Source organism: Allobosea sp. P4_H5, assembly GCF_056400825.1.
The window spans coordinates 63,158-78,355 of sequence record NZ_JBFUKM010000018.1 but is presented as its reverse complement, the minus strand read 5'-3'; the positions used below and the strand labels follow the sequence as shown (position 1 = coordinate 78,355).

The 15,198-nt window shown below is 67.2% G+C and carries 15 protein-coding genes; 4 read left to right on the top strand and 11 right to left on the bottom strand.

Annotation, left to right across the window (positions count from 1 at the left end; translation table 11 throughout):
* Positions 1-19 precede the first annotated feature (19 nt).
* A complete protein-coding gene (locus AC1DS0_RS28370) occupies positions 20-1,777 on the top strand; it encodes an ABC transporter substrate-binding protein (protein WP_476817561.1) in 1,758 nt (585 codons plus the stop codon).
* A gap of 89 nt (positions 1,778-1,866) precedes the next feature.
* On the opposite strand, the gene AC1DS0_RS28365 is transcribed toward AC1DS0_RS28370, so the two are convergent.
* Both AC1DS0_RS28365 and AC1DS0_RS28360 read right to left on the bottom strand, forming a co-directional pair.
* Positions 1,867-2,271, bottom strand: coding sequence for a VOC family protein (locus AC1DS0_RS28365; RefSeq protein ID WP_476817560.1), 405 nt, complete (start codon positions 2,269-2,271; stop codon positions 1,867-1,869).
* Positions 2,272-2,340: 69 nt separating this feature from the next.
* Positions 2,341-2,805, bottom strand: coding sequence for a MarR family winged helix-turn-helix transcriptional regulator (locus tag AC1DS0_RS28360; RefSeq protein WP_476817559.1), 465 nt, complete (start codon positions 2,803-2,805; stop codon positions 2,341-2,343).
* 68 nt (positions 2,806-2,873) lie between these two features.
* Here AC1DS0_RS28360 and AC1DS0_RS28355 point away from each other — a divergent pair, with 68 nt between their 5' ends.
* Positions 2,874-3,605 carry a DUF899 domain-containing protein gene (locus AC1DS0_RS28355; protein ID WP_476817558.1) on the top strand — a complete coding sequence of 244 codons (732 nt, stop codon included), beginning with the start codon at positions 2,874-2,876 and terminating at the stop codon, positions 3,603-3,605.
* A gap of 131 nt (positions 3,606-3,736) precedes the next feature.
* Here AC1DS0_RS28355 and rfbB read toward each other — a convergent pair whose 3' ends face one another.
* Genes rfbB through AC1DS0_RS28340 form a run of 3 tightly spaced genes read right to left on the bottom strand, consistent with a single transcriptional unit; the run spans position 3,737 to position 6,520 of the window.
* Positions 3,737-4,792, bottom strand: coding sequence for a dTDP-glucose 4,6-dehydratase (gene rfbB / locus AC1DS0_RS28350; RefSeq protein WP_476817557.1), 1,056 nt, complete (start codon positions 4,790-4,792; stop codon positions 3,737-3,739).
* Entirely contained in the window at positions 4,789-5,367 is a 579-nt protein-coding gene (gene rfbC / locus AC1DS0_RS28345; protein ID WP_476817556.1) for a dTDP-4-dehydrorhamnose 3,5-epimerase, read from the bottom strand. Before rfbC ends, rfbB begins: the two co-directional genes overlap by 4 nt.
* A gap of 31 nt (positions 5,368-5,398) precedes the next feature.
* A complete protein-coding gene (locus tag AC1DS0_RS28340; RefSeq protein ID WP_476817555.1) occupies positions 5,399-6,520 on the bottom strand; it encodes an anhydro-N-acetylmuramic acid kinase in 1,122 nt (373 codons plus the stop codon).
* 119 nt (positions 6,521-6,639) lie between these two features.
* Here AC1DS0_RS28340 and AC1DS0_RS28335 point away from each other — a divergent pair, with 119 nt between their 5' ends.
* Positions 6,640-7,026 carry a hypothetical protein gene (locus AC1DS0_RS28335; protein ID WP_476817554.1) on the top strand — a complete coding sequence of 129 codons (387 nt, stop codon included), beginning with the start codon at positions 6,640-6,642 and terminating at the stop codon, positions 7,024-7,026.
* Positions 7,027-7,028: 2 nt separating this feature from the next.
* On the opposite strand, the gene AC1DS0_RS28330 is transcribed toward AC1DS0_RS28335, so the two are convergent.
* The 4 genes from AC1DS0_RS28330 to AC1DS0_RS28315 all read right to left on the bottom strand — a co-directional run bounded on the left by AC1DS0_RS28330 (position 7,029) and on the right by AC1DS0_RS28315 (position 12,082).
* Positions 7,029-7,250, bottom strand: coding sequence for a hypothetical protein (locus AC1DS0_RS28330; RefSeq protein ID WP_476817553.1), 222 nt, complete (start codon positions 7,248-7,250; stop codon positions 7,029-7,031).
* An 86-nt stretch (positions 7,251-7,336) separates the two neighbouring features.
* Positions 7,337-8,920, bottom strand: a complete 1,584-nt coding sequence (locus AC1DS0_RS28325) for an ABC transporter substrate-binding protein (RefSeq protein WP_476817552.1) — start codon at positions 8,918-8,920, stop codon at positions 7,337-7,339.
* Between the two features lie 55 nt (positions 8,921-8,975).
* On the bottom strand, positions 8,976-10,385 hold the full coding sequence (locus AC1DS0_RS28320) for an ABC transporter substrate-binding protein (RefSeq protein ID WP_476817605.1): 1,410 nt from the start codon (positions 10,383-10,385) through the stop codon (positions 8,976-8,978).
* 170 nt (positions 10,386-10,555) lie between these two features.
* A complete protein-coding gene (locus tag AC1DS0_RS28315) occupies positions 10,556-12,082 on the bottom strand; it encodes a serine hydrolase domain-containing protein (RefSeq protein WP_476817551.1) in 1,527 nt (508 codons plus the stop codon).
* 210 nt (positions 12,083-12,292) lie between these two features.
* Between AC1DS0_RS28315 and AC1DS0_RS28310 the strand changes: the two genes are divergently transcribed.
* The gene (locus AC1DS0_RS28310) at positions 12,293-12,616 is read left to right on the top strand and encodes a hypothetical protein (RefSeq protein ID WP_476817550.1); all 324 of its coding nucleotides are present in this window, start codon (positions 12,293-12,295) and stop codon (positions 12,614-12,616) included.
* Between the two features lie 12 nt (positions 12,617-12,628).
* Here the strand turns inward: AC1DS0_RS28310 and AC1DS0_RS28305 are convergent, their stop codons facing one another.
* Both AC1DS0_RS28305 and AC1DS0_RS28300 read right to left on the bottom strand, forming a co-directional pair.
* The gene (locus tag AC1DS0_RS28305) at positions 12,629-13,915 is read right to left on the bottom strand and encodes a four-carbon acid sugar kinase family protein (protein ID WP_476817549.1); all 1,287 of its coding nucleotides are present in this window, start codon (positions 13,913-13,915) and stop codon (positions 12,629-12,631) included.
* Positions 13,916-13,917: 2 nt separating this feature from the next.
* Complete coding sequence (locus AC1DS0_RS28300; RefSeq protein ID WP_476817548.1) at positions 13,918-15,192, bottom strand: ribulose-bisphosphate carboxylase large subunit family protein; 1,275 nt, start codon at positions 15,190-15,192, stop codon at positions 13,918-13,920.
* Positions 15,193-15,198: the final 6 nt, after the last annotated feature.

Below are 15,198 nucleotides of genomic sequence, written 5' to 3'. Positions count from 1 at the left end.
GAAACGTCGGAGGACAACGATGACGACGCTCAGCAGGACCCTTTTCAGCCTTTCCGGTGCGAGCCTGTTCGCGCTCGCGCTCGCCGCCGGACCGGCTCTCGCCGGCCCCGAGGAGGCGCGCAAATGGATCGACAGCGAGTTCCAGCCCTCGACGCTCTCCAAGGAGGAGCAGCAGAAGGAGATGGAGTGGTTCATCAATGCGGCGAAGCCCTTCGCCGGCATGGAGATCAACATCGTCTCGGAGACGATCACCACGCATGAATACGAGGCCAAGACCCTGGCCAAGGCCTTCAGCGAGATCACCGGCATCAAGCTGACGCACGACCTGATCCAGGAAGGCGACGTGGTCGAGAAGATCCAGACGCAGATGCAGTCCGGCAAGAACATCTATGATGGCTGGATCAACGATTCCGACCTGATCGGCACGCATTTCCGCTACAAGCAGGCGACCAACCTGACCGACTGGATGGCCGGGCCGGGCAAGGACGTCACCAATCCCGGCCTCGACGTCGACGACTTCATCGGCAAGTCCTTCGGCACCGGGCCGGACGGCAAGCTCTACCAGCTGCCGGTGCAGCAGTTCGCGAACCTCTACTGGTTCCGCTACGACTGGTTCCAGCGCGCCGACCTGAAGGAGAAATTCAAGGCCAAATACGGCTACGATCTCGGCGTGCCCGTGAACTGGTCGGCCTATGAGGACATCGCCGAGTTCTTCACCAACGACGTCAAGGAAATCGACGGCACCAAGGTCTTCGGCCATATGGACTATGGCAAGAAGGATCCGTCGCTCGGCTGGCGCTTCACCGACGCCTGGCTCTCCATGGCCGGCAATGGCGACAAGGGCATCCCGAACGGCCTGCCGGTCGACGAATGGGGCATCCGGATGGAGGGCTGCCGCCCGGTCGGCTCCGCGGTCGAGCGCGGCGGCGACACCAACGGCCCGGCAGCGGTCTACTCGATCACCAAATATGTCGACTGGCTGAAGAAGTATGCTCCCCCGCAGGCGCAGGGCATGACCTTCGGCGAGTCCGGCCCGGTGCCGGCGCAAGGGACGATCGCCCAGCAGATCTTCTGGTACACCGCCTTCACCGCCGACATGGTCAAGCCCGGCCTGCCGGTGATGAGCGCGGACGGCAAGCCGAAATGGCGCATGGCCCCCTCGCCCAAGGGCTCCTACTGGAAGGACGGGATGAAGCTCGGCTACCAGGACGCCGGCTCCGCCACGCTGCTCAACTCGACCCCGGTCGAGCGCCGCAAGGCGGCCTGGCTCTATCTGCAGTTCATCGTCTCCAAATCGGTCAGCTTGAAGAAGAGCCATGTCGGCCTGACCTTCATCCGCGAGAGCGACATCTGGGACAAGAGCTTTACCGAGCGCGCCCCGCAGCTCGGCGGGCTGATCGAGTTCTACCGCTCGCCGGCGCGCGTGCAGTGGACTCCGACCGGCAACAACGTCCCGGACTATCCGCGCCTCGCCCAGCTCTGGTGGCAGAACATCGGCGACGCCTCCTCCGGCGCCAAGACGCCGCAGGCGGCGATGGATGCGCTGGCAGCGGCGCAGGATTCGGTGATGGAACGTCTCGAGCGCTCCGGCGTGCAGGGCGATTGTGGGCCGAAGCTCAACCCGCGCACCACGGCTGAAGAATGGTTCGCCAAGGCCGAGAAGGCCGGCACGCTGGCGCCGCAGCGCAAGCTCGTCAACGAAAAGCCGAAGGGCGAGACGATCGACTACGACACGCTGATCAAGAGCTGGCCAGCGTCTCCCCCCAAGCGCGGCTGAGTCCCCTCCTCCCGACTCGGACGTGCAAAAGGGGCGCGGCAGCAATGCCGCGCCCCCGATTTTGGCCTCTATCGAAAAGCAGCAGACAGTTACGACTGGATGGCGCTCGGATCCATCCACATCACGCCCCAGGCATGGCCGTCGAGATCCAGGAAGCTGTGGTCGTACATGAAGCCGTAATCCGTCGGCTCGTCGGTGGTCGTCCCGCCGGCAGCAAGCGCCGCCGCAACGATCGCGTCGACCGCCTCGCGGCTGTCGCGCGAGAGCGTGAGCAGGACCTGCAGAGCCTGGCTGGTATCGGCAATCGGCTTCGGCGAGAAGCTTTTGAACTTCTCATGGATCAGCAGCATCACGAAGATAGTGTCGCTGATCACCATGCAGGCGGCAGTGTCGTCCGTGAATTGCGGGTTGAAGGAAAAGCCGAGCGCCGCGAAGAAGGCCTTCGACCTGTCGAGGTCCTTCACCGGCAGGTTGACGAAGATCATCTGCGGCATCTGGTGCTCCTCGGATCGGTACTGTCCTGGTGGATCCAATGGCCGGTGGGCCGGGACGATGCGGCGGCGCTATGACACGGCCTGAAGCGCCTGCCTGAGCTTAGCCGGTTCGAAGTCGCCGAGACGGGCATCGACCTCATCGTGCGTGCGCTGCCAGATCGGCAGGGCGCGCGCGAGCAGGGCAACTCCCTCCGGCGTAATTGCCAGAAGCCGGCTGCGGCGGTCCTTCTCGCCAGCGGCCACGACGACGAGGCCGCGGCGCTCCAGCGGCTTCAGCGCCGCGGTCAGCGTGGTCCGGTCCATGCCGAGCAGGTTCGCCACCGGGCCGATCGGCGGCGGCGCCGGCCGGTTCAGCGACATCAGGAGGGAGAATTGCTGATTGGTCAGGTCGACCGGGCGCAGCGCCTCGTCGAACAGCCGCGCCAGCGTCCGCGCCGCGCGCTGGACGTGCAGGCACAGGCAATGGTCGCGCACGTGCAGCGTCGTGGCGAAGGGGACGAGGGATTCGACGGGTGTTTCCAGTGATTTTGACATCGTTCAGATATGTTGATATCAACGCATCAAGAATAAGCCGAAGGGCTGGATGCTGCAAGGAGGCGGTGATGGAGAATCAGGTGGTTTCCCGTTCCGACTGGCTGGATGCGCGCAAGGCCCTGCTCGCCCGTGAGAAGGAGTTCACCCGGCTGCGCGACGAGATCAATGCCGAGCGGCTGGCCCTGCCCTGGGTCAAGGTCGACAAGACTTACGTGTTCGATACGCCTGCGGGCAAGAAGACACTGGCCGAGCTGTTCGACGGCCGCAGCCAGCTGGTGGTCTACCACTTCATGTTCGGGCCGGACTGGGAGGCGGGCTGCCCCGGCTGCTCTTTCATAGCCGATCATCTCGGCGGCACGCTGGCGCATCTCAACAACCATGACGTCACGCTCACCATGGTCTCGCGGGCGCCGCTCGCCAAGATCGAGGCCTACAAGGCGCGGATGGGCTGGAGCGTGCCCTGGGTCTCGTCCTTCGGCAGCGAGTTCAATTTCGACCACCACGTCTCCTTCACCCAGGAGGAACTGGCTGAGGGTGCGGTGCTCTACAACTTCACGCGCACGCCGTCGGAGCAGGCCCATGACGAATTGCCCGGCCTCAGTTCCTTCATCCGCAACGAAGCGGGCGAAGTGTTCCACACCTATTCGGGCTATGCCCGCGGCGGCGAGGAGATGCTGACGACGCTGATGATCCTCGACCGCGCGCCGAAGGGCCGCAACGAGACCTCGACGCTGAGCTTCGTCAAGCGCCACGACGAATACGCGGAGAAGCCGAAGGCTCACGCCTGCTGCGCCGCCTGAGGCACCGCAGACAAGACCACGCGCATAGGGTCGGTGGGATGCCCGCTTCCGTGAGGAGCCGGGCTTGGGGCGCGTGTTTTTCAACGATCGCTGCGGGCCGGCTGCAAGCTGCCGGCCCGCAGCGAGGGATTTCAACCGGCGCCGAGCCGCTCGCCGCGATAGACGCCGGAGCGGATCCGGCCCCACCACTCGCGGTTCTCCAGATACCAGGCGACCGTTTTCCGCAGGCCGCTCTCGAAGCTCTCCTGCGGCCGCCAGCCGAGCTCGCGCTCGATCTTGGACGCGTCGATCGCATAGCGCTGGTCATGGCCCGGCCGATCGGCGACGAAGCGGATCAGGTTTTCGCGCGAGCCGAGCGCGGCATCGGGCGCAAGCTCGTCCATCAGCGCGCAGATCGCCTTGACCACCTCAAGATTGCTGCGCTCGGCGCAGCCGCCGACATTGTAGCTCTCGCCGACCCGCCCGCTTTCGGCGATCAAGGCGAGCGCGCGGGCATGGTCCTCGACATGCAGCCAGTCGCGGATCTGGGCTCCGGAGCCGTAGACCGGCAGGTCCTTGCCCTCGAGCGAGTTGAGGATCATCAGCGGGATCAGCTTCTCGGGGAAGTGATAGGGCCCGTAATTGTTCGAGCAGTTCGAGAGCACGACCGGCAGCCCATAGGTATGGTGCCAGGCTCGCACCAGATGGTCGGAGGCTGCCTTCGAGGCCGAATAGGGCGAGTTCGGCTGGTAGGGCGAGGTCTCACTGAACAGCCCGTCCTGGCCGAGCGAGCCGAAGACCTCGTCAGTCGAGATCTGATGGAAGCGGAAGCCGCCCTGCTCGGCCGGCGGCAGCGCGCGCCAGTGCCGCAGCGCCTCCTGCAGCAGCACGAAGGAGCCGATGATATTGGTCTCGATGAAGGCGGCCGGCCCATCGATCGAACGGTCGACATGGCTCTCGGCGGCTAGGTGCATGACGATGTCGGGCGCGAATTCGGCGAAAGCTTGCCGCATCGCCGCCACGTCGCCGATATCGGCCTGGAGGAACACCAGCCGCGGATCGTTCGAGACGGAGCTGAGATTGTCGCGGTTGCCGGCATAGGTCAGCTTGTCGACGACCAGCACCTGATGCGGCGTCTGCCGGATCAGGTGGCGCACCACGGCCGAGCCGATGAAGCCGGCCCCGCCGGTGACGAGATAGCGCTTCACGGCTGGGCCTCGTAGCGGAACGGGCTGGCGAAACCGGCAAAGCCGGGCAGGACGGCGTCCTTGCCGGAGAGCTGCGCCTCGGTGGCTGCGACCGGCCAGTCGATCGCAAGCTCAGGGTCGTTCCAGGCGATGCCGCCCTCCGTCTCCGGCGCATAGGGTCCATCGACCTTGTAGACGACCTCGGTATCGGCCTCGAGCGTGCAGAAACCATGGGCGAAGCCACGCGGCACGAAGAGCTGCTCGGCGCCCTCGGCGGTGAGCGTCGTCGCGCACCATCTGCCATAGCTCGGCGATCCCAGGCGGATATCGACGGTGACGTCGAAGATCGCGCCCTTCAGCACCCGGATCAGCTTGGCCTGCGGCGCCGGCGGCCCCTGGAAATGCAGGCCACGCACCACACCGCGCGCGGCCGAGAGCGACTGGTTGTCCTGGATGAAGACGGCATCAATGCCGGCGGCCGCGAAGGCCTCGGCGCTATAGGTTTCCAAGAAGTAGCCGCGCGCATCGCCGAATTTCTTCGGCTTGATCAGCACGACGGCCGGGATGGCGAGGGGCTCGAAGGCGAACTTGCTCATGCCGCCCTTGAACCCTCGCTGGCGCGCGCCGTCAACGCTTGGATGCGATCCGCCCGCCCGTCATCGGCTCGGCAACGCCGGTGGTCAGCGGGAAGGAGATCGGCAGGCCGGCCTTGCGACGCATGGCCAGGAAGGCGAAGCACTCCGCCTCGATCGCATCGCCGCGCCAGCCGACCGCCTCGGCCGGAACCGCCTGCGTGCCCGTGCGGGTGTTGAGCGCCGCCATGATCGCCGGGTTGCGGCGCCCGCCGCCGCAAACGATCAGCCTCCGTGGCCTGACCGGCAGCAAGTCGAGCCCACGCCCGACGGCACCGGCAGTGAAGGCGGTCAGCGTCGCCGCCCCGTTCTCAAAGGTGAGGCCGTCGGCCATGGCCGCGGTGAAGTCGTAGCGATCGAGCGATTTCGGATAGGGCGCGAACAGATAGCGGTGCTCGAGCAGGCGCACGAGCCTGGCTTCGTCCACCGTGCCCGCGAGCGAGAAGGCACCGTCGCGATCCATCTCGCCCTTGCCATGCTGCTTGATCCAGTCGTTGAGCGGCGCATTGCCCGGCCCAGTGTCGAAAGCGAGCACGCGTTCGGGGGCGGCAAAGGCGCTGAGATTGCCGACGCCGCCAAGATTGAGCACCGCCGTCTCCTGTCCCGCACCAAGGCTGCGCATCAGTGCGGCGTGATAGCTCGCGACCAGCGGCGCGCCCTGGCCACCGGCGCGGACATCCGCGCTGCGGAAATCGTAGACGACGTCGATACCGAGCTGCCGCGCCATGAGCGCCCCGTCGCCGAGCTGGCGGGTGTCGCCCTTGCGCTCTTTGGTCGGGGCACGATGCAGCACGGTCTGGCCGTGGAAGCCAATGGCTGCGACCTCGCTCGCAGCAATGCCCTCTGCGGCGAGGAACTCGGCGACCGCCTCGCTCTGTGCCAGGGTCAAAGCGCGCTCGGCTTGCGCAAAAATCGCTGGCTCCGGCCCCTCGAAACGCCAGGCCAGCGCCGCCTGAACGGCCTCAGCCAAGAGATCGCGGACCTCCTGGCGATAGGGCGAAAGCCGCCACGGCCCGAACTCGGCGACAACAGTGCCATCGGTACGGATCGCGGCGATGTCGATATTGCCGTCGAGGACCGTTCCGGTCATCAGGCCGATCGCCCAGGCAGGCTGCATGCGCCACATCTCCATCTCGTCGGACCGATGCCTGTCACAGGCCAGCTTCGCCCGCAATCCCGTCCAGATTCCGACCCAATCGCTGCTTACGCAAGGCAAGCCTCTTCTGGAGATCGGCTATGCTGACCCGTCGCTTCGTCCTCACCGCCTGCCTCGGCCTCGTTCCGACGGGATCGGTCATGGCTCAGGCCCTGAGTGGCGGCCTGAGCGCACCACCGGGAGCCCCTCCCCCGCCTGTCCCCCTGCCCGCTCCGGCGCCCAATATCGCTCCGCCGCCACCGCGCGCGCCCAGGCCGCCGGCCCCGGCCTATGAGGAAGACGATCGGGACTACGGCATCAGCCAGCGTGAAGCAGTGCGCATCGCCCGCCGCCGCGGCGTGGTCGATGTCGAGAACGTCAGCCGCCGTCGCGGCGTCTGGATCGTCACGGGCACCGACGACGAAGGCGACGACATCCGCGTCGTCGTCAACGACGAAGGCTATGTCGTCGACGTCAGGCGAAACTGAGTTCAGCCGGCCTGCAGCGCCGCGTCGAAGGCATCCTGCAGCATCTGCCGGCATTGCCGCGCCTGCTCGCGGCTCGGCTCATGCAGGATATGCGGGGTGATGTCGGCGAGGTCGCGCAAGGCGAAGTCGATCGCCGACATCAGGTCGAGCGCATCGCCATCGCCTGAGACGGCGGGCGGCTTCAAGCGGAACTGCAAAACCTGACCCATCAGGACCTGACCCATTACGCGTCTCACGAGACTAAGAAGGCGAATCGTTCTCCCGAGTCTCGCCCGCAATCGGTCAGGAACCGGTTAACGCCGCGCCGGCCTCACTTCTTCTCGATATTCCAGAACAGCATCACCGGCGCGGCGAGCACACCCGAGACTGTGCTGCGCCTGGCATAAGGCTGGTCGAACTGGCCGAGCACGCGATAAGGCTGCATCTCGGCCAGGCGCTTGTGCAGGGCCTCGACGGCCGCCTTGCGGGCGGCGTCATCGGGCGCATCGACCACCGCACCGCGCAGCTTCTCGGCTTCGGCGTCGCAGGGCCAGCCGGCCCAGGCCTTCTCGCAGGCCATGTTGGTGCCGATATTCGTCATCGGCGACTGCATGGTCGCGCCCGAGGCATAGGTCACGAACAGGTTCCAGCCGCCCTGGTCCGGCGGGCTCTTGTTCTGCTGGCGCGTGGTGACGGTGCCCCAGTCGGAGAACTGGACATCGACGGTGACGCCGACCTTCTTGAGCTGGGCGGCGGCGACCTCGGCCATCCGGCCGATCGCGGCGATGTCGTTGCTGGTGGTCAAGACCAGCTTCTCGCCCTTGTAGCCGGCCTCAGCCAGCAATTGCTTCGCCTTCTCCAGATCGGGCCTGGCATAGCCTTCCGTACCTGCCTGCGTGCCGTTGGGCGCACCGCAGATGAAGTAGGCGGCGCAGCGCTTCCACCATTCCTCGTCGCCGAAGCCGCCGGCCAGGAACTCAGCCTGGTCGGTGGCATAGGCCAAAGCGAGCCGCGCCTTCGGATTGTCGAAGGGCGGATGCAGGCTGTTCGGCCGCAACATCACCTGGTTGGCGAGGTTGGAATAGCGCTCGACCTTGACGTCCCTGGCCGCGGCGACCACCGGGATCAGGTCCTGGCTCGGCTGTTCCCAGATGTCGATCTCACCGGTCTGCAGCGCCGCCGCGGCCGTTGCCGGGTCGGGCATGATCATCCATTCGACGCGGTCGACCTTGACGATGCGCCCGCCAGCGAGCCCGTCGGCCGGCTCGGAGCGCGGCACATAGTCCGGGTTCTTGTCGTAGACGACCTTGGCGCCGCTGCGCCATTCCGCCCGATTGAACTTGAACGGGCCCGAACCGATCGTCTCGGTCACAGGCTTCATCGGATCGGTCGTGGCGTCAGCCTCACGCATGATCACCGGGATCTGGCCGACGGCCGAGCCAAGCGCGAACGGCACCAGCGCCATCGGCTTCTTCAGCTTGAGCACGAAGGTCTTGTCGTCCTTCGCCTCCATGCCCTCGGTGTACTCGCCGAGCTTGCCGCCGATCGTGTCGCGCTTCATCCAGCGCGCCAGCGAGGCGATGACGTCGCGCGTGGTCACCGGCTGGCCGTCGTGGAATTTCAGGCCCGGCCGCAGCGTGAAGGTCCAGCTGAGCTTGTCATCCGAGGTCGAGAAGCTCTCGACCATCTGCGGCCTGGGCTGGAGATTGGCGTCCCAGGCGAACAGCGTCTCGTAGATCATCAGCCCGTGCATGCGAGTGATGACGATCGAGGCGGCGACGGGATCGAGCGTCTTGAGATCGGCATGCGGCGCGACCCGCAGCACGTTTTTCGGTGCCGGCTGCGCCTGCACGCCGGCGGCGAGCAGCAGCGCGGTTGTGCCGAACAGAGCGGCGACAAGGCGGGATCGGATCATGGCTGGCCTCCCTCGATGTTATTGAAATGCAGGATACACGGCGCCGAGGGCGCCCTCATTGCTTCTCGATGTTCCAGAACAGCATGACCGGCGCGGCGAGCACGCCGGCGACATTGGCGCGCCGAGCATAGGGCTGAACGAACTGGCCGAGCACGCGATAGGGCTGAACCTCGGCAAGGTGCCTGTGCAAGGTTTCGACCGCCGCCTTGCGGCCGGCCTCGTCGGGCGCATCGACCACAGCACCGCGCAGCGTCTCGGTCCGCGCATCGCAGGCCCAGCCGGCCCAGGCCCTCTCGCAAGCCATGTTGGTGCCGACATTGGTCAATGGCGACTGCATGGTCGCGCCGGGAATGGTGGTGACGAAGAGGTTCCAGCCGGCGCGTCCGGGGGCGCTGCGGTTCTGCTGGCGCGTCGCCACCGTGCCCCAGTCGGAGAACTGCAGATCGATGTTGAATCCGGCCTTGCGCAGGCTGTCGGCCGCGACCTCGGCCATGCGGCCGATCGAGGGGATGTCCATGCTCGACATCAATGCCAGCGGCTCGCCCTTGTAGCCGCTCTCCGCCAGCAGCTGTTTCGCCTTGGCGAGGTCCGGCTTGGCGAAGCCCTCGGCGCCGACCTGCGTGCCGTTCGGGCCACCGCAGATGAAATAGGAATTGCAGCGCTGCCACCATTCCTCGTCGCCGAAGCCGCCGGCCAGAAACTCGGCCTGGTCGGTGGCGTAAGCGAGGGCGAGACGAGCCTTGGGATTGTCGAAGGGCGGGTAGAGATGGTTGGGCCGTAGCAGCGCCTGGTCCGGCAGGCTGGCATAGCGCTCGACCTTGACCTCCTTCGTCGCCGAGATCATCGGCACGAGGTCCTGGCTCGGCTGCTCCCAGATATCGATCTCGCCGGTCTGCAGGGCGGCGGCGGCGGTCGCCGGATCGGGCATGATCAGCCATTCGACCCGGTCGACCTTGACGATGCGCCCGCCGGCGAGCCCATCGGCCGGCTCGGAGCGCGGCACATAATCCGGATTCCTGTCGTAGACGACCTTGGCACCGCTGCGCCACTCCTCACGGTTGAACCTGAACGGGCCGGAGCCGATCGCCTCGCTGATCGGCTTCAGCGGATCGCTCGCCGCATCGCTCTCGCGCATGATCGCCGGGATGTTGCCGACCGCCGAGCCGAGCGCGAACGGGACCAGCGCCATCGGCTTCTTCAGCTTGAGCTGGAAGGTCCGGTCATCGACCGCCGTCATCCCCTCGGTGTACTCGCCGAGCTTGCCGCCGATCGTGTCGCGCGCCATCCAGCGCTTCAGCGAGGCGATGACGTCGCGCGTCGTCACCGGCTGGCCGTCATGGAATCTGAGGCCCGGCCGCAGCGTGAAGCTCCAGCTCAACTTGTCGTTCGCGGTCGAGAAGCTCTCGACCATCTGCGGCTTCGGCTGGAGCTTGGCATCCCAGGCGAACAGCGTCTCGTAGATCATCAACCCGTGCATGCGGGTGATCAGCACCGAGGCCGCGACGGGGTCGAGTGTCTTGAGGTCGGCATGCGGCGCGACACGCAGCACATTTTTTGGCGCGGACTGCGCCTGCGCTCCGGTGGTGAGCAGCAAGGCTGTCGCGCCGATCAGTGCGGCAGCGAGGCGGGAGCGGATCATGGCCGGCTTTCCGGGTCTATACGGGTAAAATGCAGGATGCGCGAGCGATGGCTTGCAAGGCGCAGGCTGCCGTCCGCCTGCAGCCACAAGCAAGGCCGATGCCGCCAGGGGCCATGCTTCAGATCGGCCAGCGCCCGCCCGCCGGGCAGCGGCGTCAGCCTGGTCTCGAGGCCGATCGTTCCGGCCCAGGGCCACGATGCCGTGCCGTCGGCGCGGATCGTGATCTCGACCCCGAGCCGCTCATCGCGCCAGCGCCCAACGAGGCGCTCATCCAGCGTCGTATCGGCGGGCACTGGCAGCAGCCGGCGCGACACGCCGCCAATCCGGCCGCTGAAGGCGCCGTCGGCTTCGGCCTTCAGGGCGATGTCGAGATAGGCCGGCAGGCTGCGCAGCCCGCCGTCGCCATCCGAGACCAGTTTCTCATAGCCACCCATGACGCTGATGGCGCCCCCCGCGAACTCGGCCCAGAACGGCCCGTCCTCGGCCGCATAGAGCCCGGTCGGAACGCTTTTCGGATCATCAGGCAGCGCCTCGCCGGTCAGCGCGGCCAGCACGCGCAAAGCCGGCCAGAGCGCGTCCTCCTCGCGATTGGTCAGCACGACGACGCCGACCCCCAGTTCCGGGGCCATCAGCATGTGGTTGCGGTAGCCCGTCAGCGAGCCGCCATGGCCGATGATCCGGGTGCCGCCGAGCCGGCTCGCGACCAAGCCGAGCCGATAGCCGCTCTCGCTGCCATCAGCGAACTGGCGCGGTGCAGCAAGCTGGTCGAGCAGCCCCGCATAGGGTTCGCGCTCGGCCATCAGGCCCGCTGCCCAGCGCGCCAGCCCGGCCGCGCTGCCAGCCATGCCGCCCGAGGCCGAGAAATTGAAGCCATAGAAGCCGCGGCGCCAAGCCTGCCCGTCATGCCAGTAGCCGGTGGCGAGGCCGGGGACGACCTCGCTTTCGTCGGAGACGAAGCGGATCGGCAGCGCGGCCGGCGCCATCAATTCCTCGACCAACTGGGCAGCGCCCTTGCCGGTCCGGCGCTCGAGGATCGCCTGCGCCAGCCGCCAGCCGGTGTTTGAATAGGCCATCTCGCTGCCGGGCTCGGCGTTGAGTCCGGGCAGGCGGCAGGCGGCCGAAAAGATCTCGCCAGCGGAGAGGCTCGCGGTGAACGGCGTGCCCTGCTGCCAGAGCGCTTCCATCATGTCCGGCAGCGCGCCGGTCATGTCGAGCGCCCGGCCGAGCGGAACCGCACCCAGCGCCTGGGGTAGCTCGGGGATGAAGCTGCCGAGCGTCGCCTCCAGCGGCACGCCCTCACGCAGCAGCAAGGCGGCGCAGATGTGCTTGCTGATCGAGGCCAGCCGGTTCTGCGTATCGGGAGTGAAGGGCAGGCGATGCTCGATCACGGCGAAGCCGCCGCTGGCGCTCTCGCGCACGCCGTCACGATCGAACAGCACGATAGCGCCGCCCGGTCCGCCTTGCCGCGTCCAGAGCTCGGCGATCGCCTGCGCCTCGCTGCGTCCCTTCGTCCAGTCGACCATGCGCTTCTTGTCTCCGCCGTTCCGTCCCGGATGGAACTGTCGCGGATATCGGGGGGGCTAGGCAATCCTTCCGGTCATGCGCCAGCGTCTGACCTGCTCGTCATGAAAGCGGCACAATCACTGGTCGATCCTGCGGCGGCGCGCTGGACCGCGGCCCGGCCTTGCTGGAGACTGCGGATTTGATGAAGGCATATTGAGGAGGCGGATTGGATGAGACGCGTATTCTTCGTGGTCGGGGCGATCGGTCTCGCCGGTATCGCGGCTGGTTGTTCGCAGCCGCAGCGCTTCGGCGCCCCGCCTCCCGGCCTGGCGCCCAGCCCCGCGCCGGGCCCCACGGCGATGACCAAGCGCATCGTCAGCGATGGCGCCGGTGGCCTGCAATTGCCTGACGGAACGCGCGTTCAGACCGACCAGAGCGGCGGCTTCAGCCTGCCGAATGGCGCCTATGTCCGGCGCGACCGCTCCGGCGCGCTCAACCTGCCGAATGGCTCGCGCTGCGTGCCCGACAATCAGGGTGGCTTCGTCTGCCCGTAAGGTGAGGCTGGCTCAGGCCGTCTCCGCGACACGGTTGAAGAAATCGGGCGTGCCCATCTGGCCGCCCTTCAGCACGATATCGAGGCCATCGAGCCTGGCATCATCGCTATGGGCGCGGCAGAGCGGCGCGCCCGGCGTGCAGGGCGAGCGATAGGACAGGCCCCAGAGGTCGAGCGAGCGGATCGCCAGTGTCGAGGTGTCGCCGCCAGCGACGACCAGCCGCGCAATCCGTGCCTCGTTCATGATCGCGCGCAGCAGCGCCCCGGTGGCGGCCGCGACCTTGCCCGTCTCGGCAGGTGCACCCACCGGCTTGTCGGTGATCAGCATGACGTTCCGCGCGGCCAGGCGGGCAAGCGCCTCAGTGCGCAGCTCATCGAGATAGGCGGGCTCGCCAGTGAGCCGCGCCGGATCGACCGTGATCGTCTCATAGCCCTCGGCGAGTTCGACCTGTGCGCGGGTCACAGGCGACAGGCTGCCGACCAGAGCCAGCAGATTGCCGCCGAAAGCGGGCCGCGCGAGCTTGGGCATCACAGGTCGGGCGGCCTGCGGGAAGCCGGCGAAGGCTTGCGCTGCCGAACTCGCGCCGATCGCGAGCATCGGCCCGGCTTTCATGTGCTCGCGTAGCAGGGCACCGATCGCCGTAAGATCGGAAGGGCGCGAGACATCGAAGAGCACGGCTTCAGGCTCTCCAGCCAGCGCAGCGTCGAGAGCCAGCCCGGCCCCGTCGCCCTCATGGCTGCGATAGTCGACGAGCGCGACGCGCTCCAGTCCTTGCGCAGCCAGATGCCGACGCAGATCGGCTTCGCCCATCGGCGTCACCGGGTGGACGCTCATGGTCGGGTGGCGGTCGATGCGGTGGACGGCGCCACCGGCTCCCGCCGCGGCGAAGAGAGTGCCAAACAGGCAGTAGCGCCCGAGATTGGGCTGGCCGCCGATGACCGGCAGCAGCGGGTTCGAAAAATGCGGCCGCAAGGCGCGTGCCGCCGCGCCGAGGCTGCCGACATCAGGAGCGCTGTCGAAGGTCGAGCAGCATTTGTAATGCAGCAGGCCGACGCCGAGCGCGGCGAAGAAACGCCCCGCTTCATCCAGTTCGCGGGCCATCGCCTCCGGTGCCATCGCCCGCGTCGCGCCGGCTATGCCGATCGCATCAAGCGGACCGGCACTGGCGAGTTGCTCGGGCGTCGGGATGCGGAGGAAGAGCAGAGCGCGCTGTCCGGCTTCCGCCAGCGTGGCGAGCGTGTCGGTGGCGCCAGTGAAGTCGTCGCCATACCAGCCGGAACGGGGGCCTGCCTCAGCCATGCTCAGCCGCTGCCCTTGCCGAAGAAGGCGAGCGCCTGCGCGAGTTCGTCGTGCTCCTTCGCTGCCTCGCTCAGCGGCACGCCGGCCGCGACCGCCTGCCAGGCCTGGCGGATGCTGGCGACGCCGGCCGCGGGACCGCCGGGGTGGGCGAGGATGCCGCCGCCCGCCATGAACAAGAGGTCGTCATGGCCGATCGCGTCCCAGGTCGGCTGCGCGGTGCCGGCCCATTGGCCGGAGGAGAAGGCTGGCAGGACGCGATCATCGATGCCCTCAGCCAGCGGCGTCACGCAGTCCTTCGCTGAGGTCACCACCTCCTCGTCCTCCTGCGCGAATTTGCCCTGCAGTCCATGCACATGCATGTGGTCGACGCCGGTGAGCCGCCACAGCGTCTGGTAGGCTTGGAAACCGATGCCAAGCAGCGGATGGCGCGAGAGCGCGCCAAAACCGTTGCGGTGGCCATGCAAGGCGAGACTGGTCGAGCGACGCAGGGTCTCGACCGCCGAGAAGCCGCACCAGTTCAGGCTGACCATGACGCAGGTGCCGCCCTCGCGCTCGACCAGTTCGGCATGGCGGCGCATCTGGTCGGTCTCGGCCGTGATGTTGAAAGCGACCATCACCGCCTTGCCGGTGCGGTCCTGATGGCGGCGCACCGCGGCCATCACCGCAGGCACGCGCTGGGCCAGCGGCGCATGCACGGGATCGGCCGAGATCTCGTCATCTTTGATGAAGTCGAGCCCGGCGGCGCAGAGCTTGCCGACCAATTCGGCGGTCTCATAAGGACGCAGGCCCACATTGGGCTTGATGATCGAGCCGATCATCGGACCGTCAGTGACACCGGTCGCACGGCGGGTGCCGGCGATGCCGCGCGTCGGCAGCGGGAAGAGACGGCGATAGACGGCCGGTAGCGCCATGCTCTCCAGCCTGAGCCCGGTGACCTCACCGAGGTCGAACAGATTGCCGGCGACGATCGACGCCAGCGTCGGCAGGTTGGGGCCGACATTGTCGACCGGGAAGGAGAGCGTGATCCGGGCACGGCGCCATGGGCCGCTGACGCCTTTCCGCTCCAGCCAGGCATTGGGCAGGCTCGGCTCTGTGGTGCTGCCCAATTCCTCGACCGCGATGACAACGGCACGGGTGCGGTCGCGCAGTTCATCGGTCTCGCCGACGACACGGGTGAAGGTCCCGCTCGACTGCTCGCCGGCCATGACGTCCGCGACCTTGCGGGGATCGAGCGGCGTCTCGATCAGATAGGTGGCTGTGAAGCGTTCGGTCGCCATGATCGC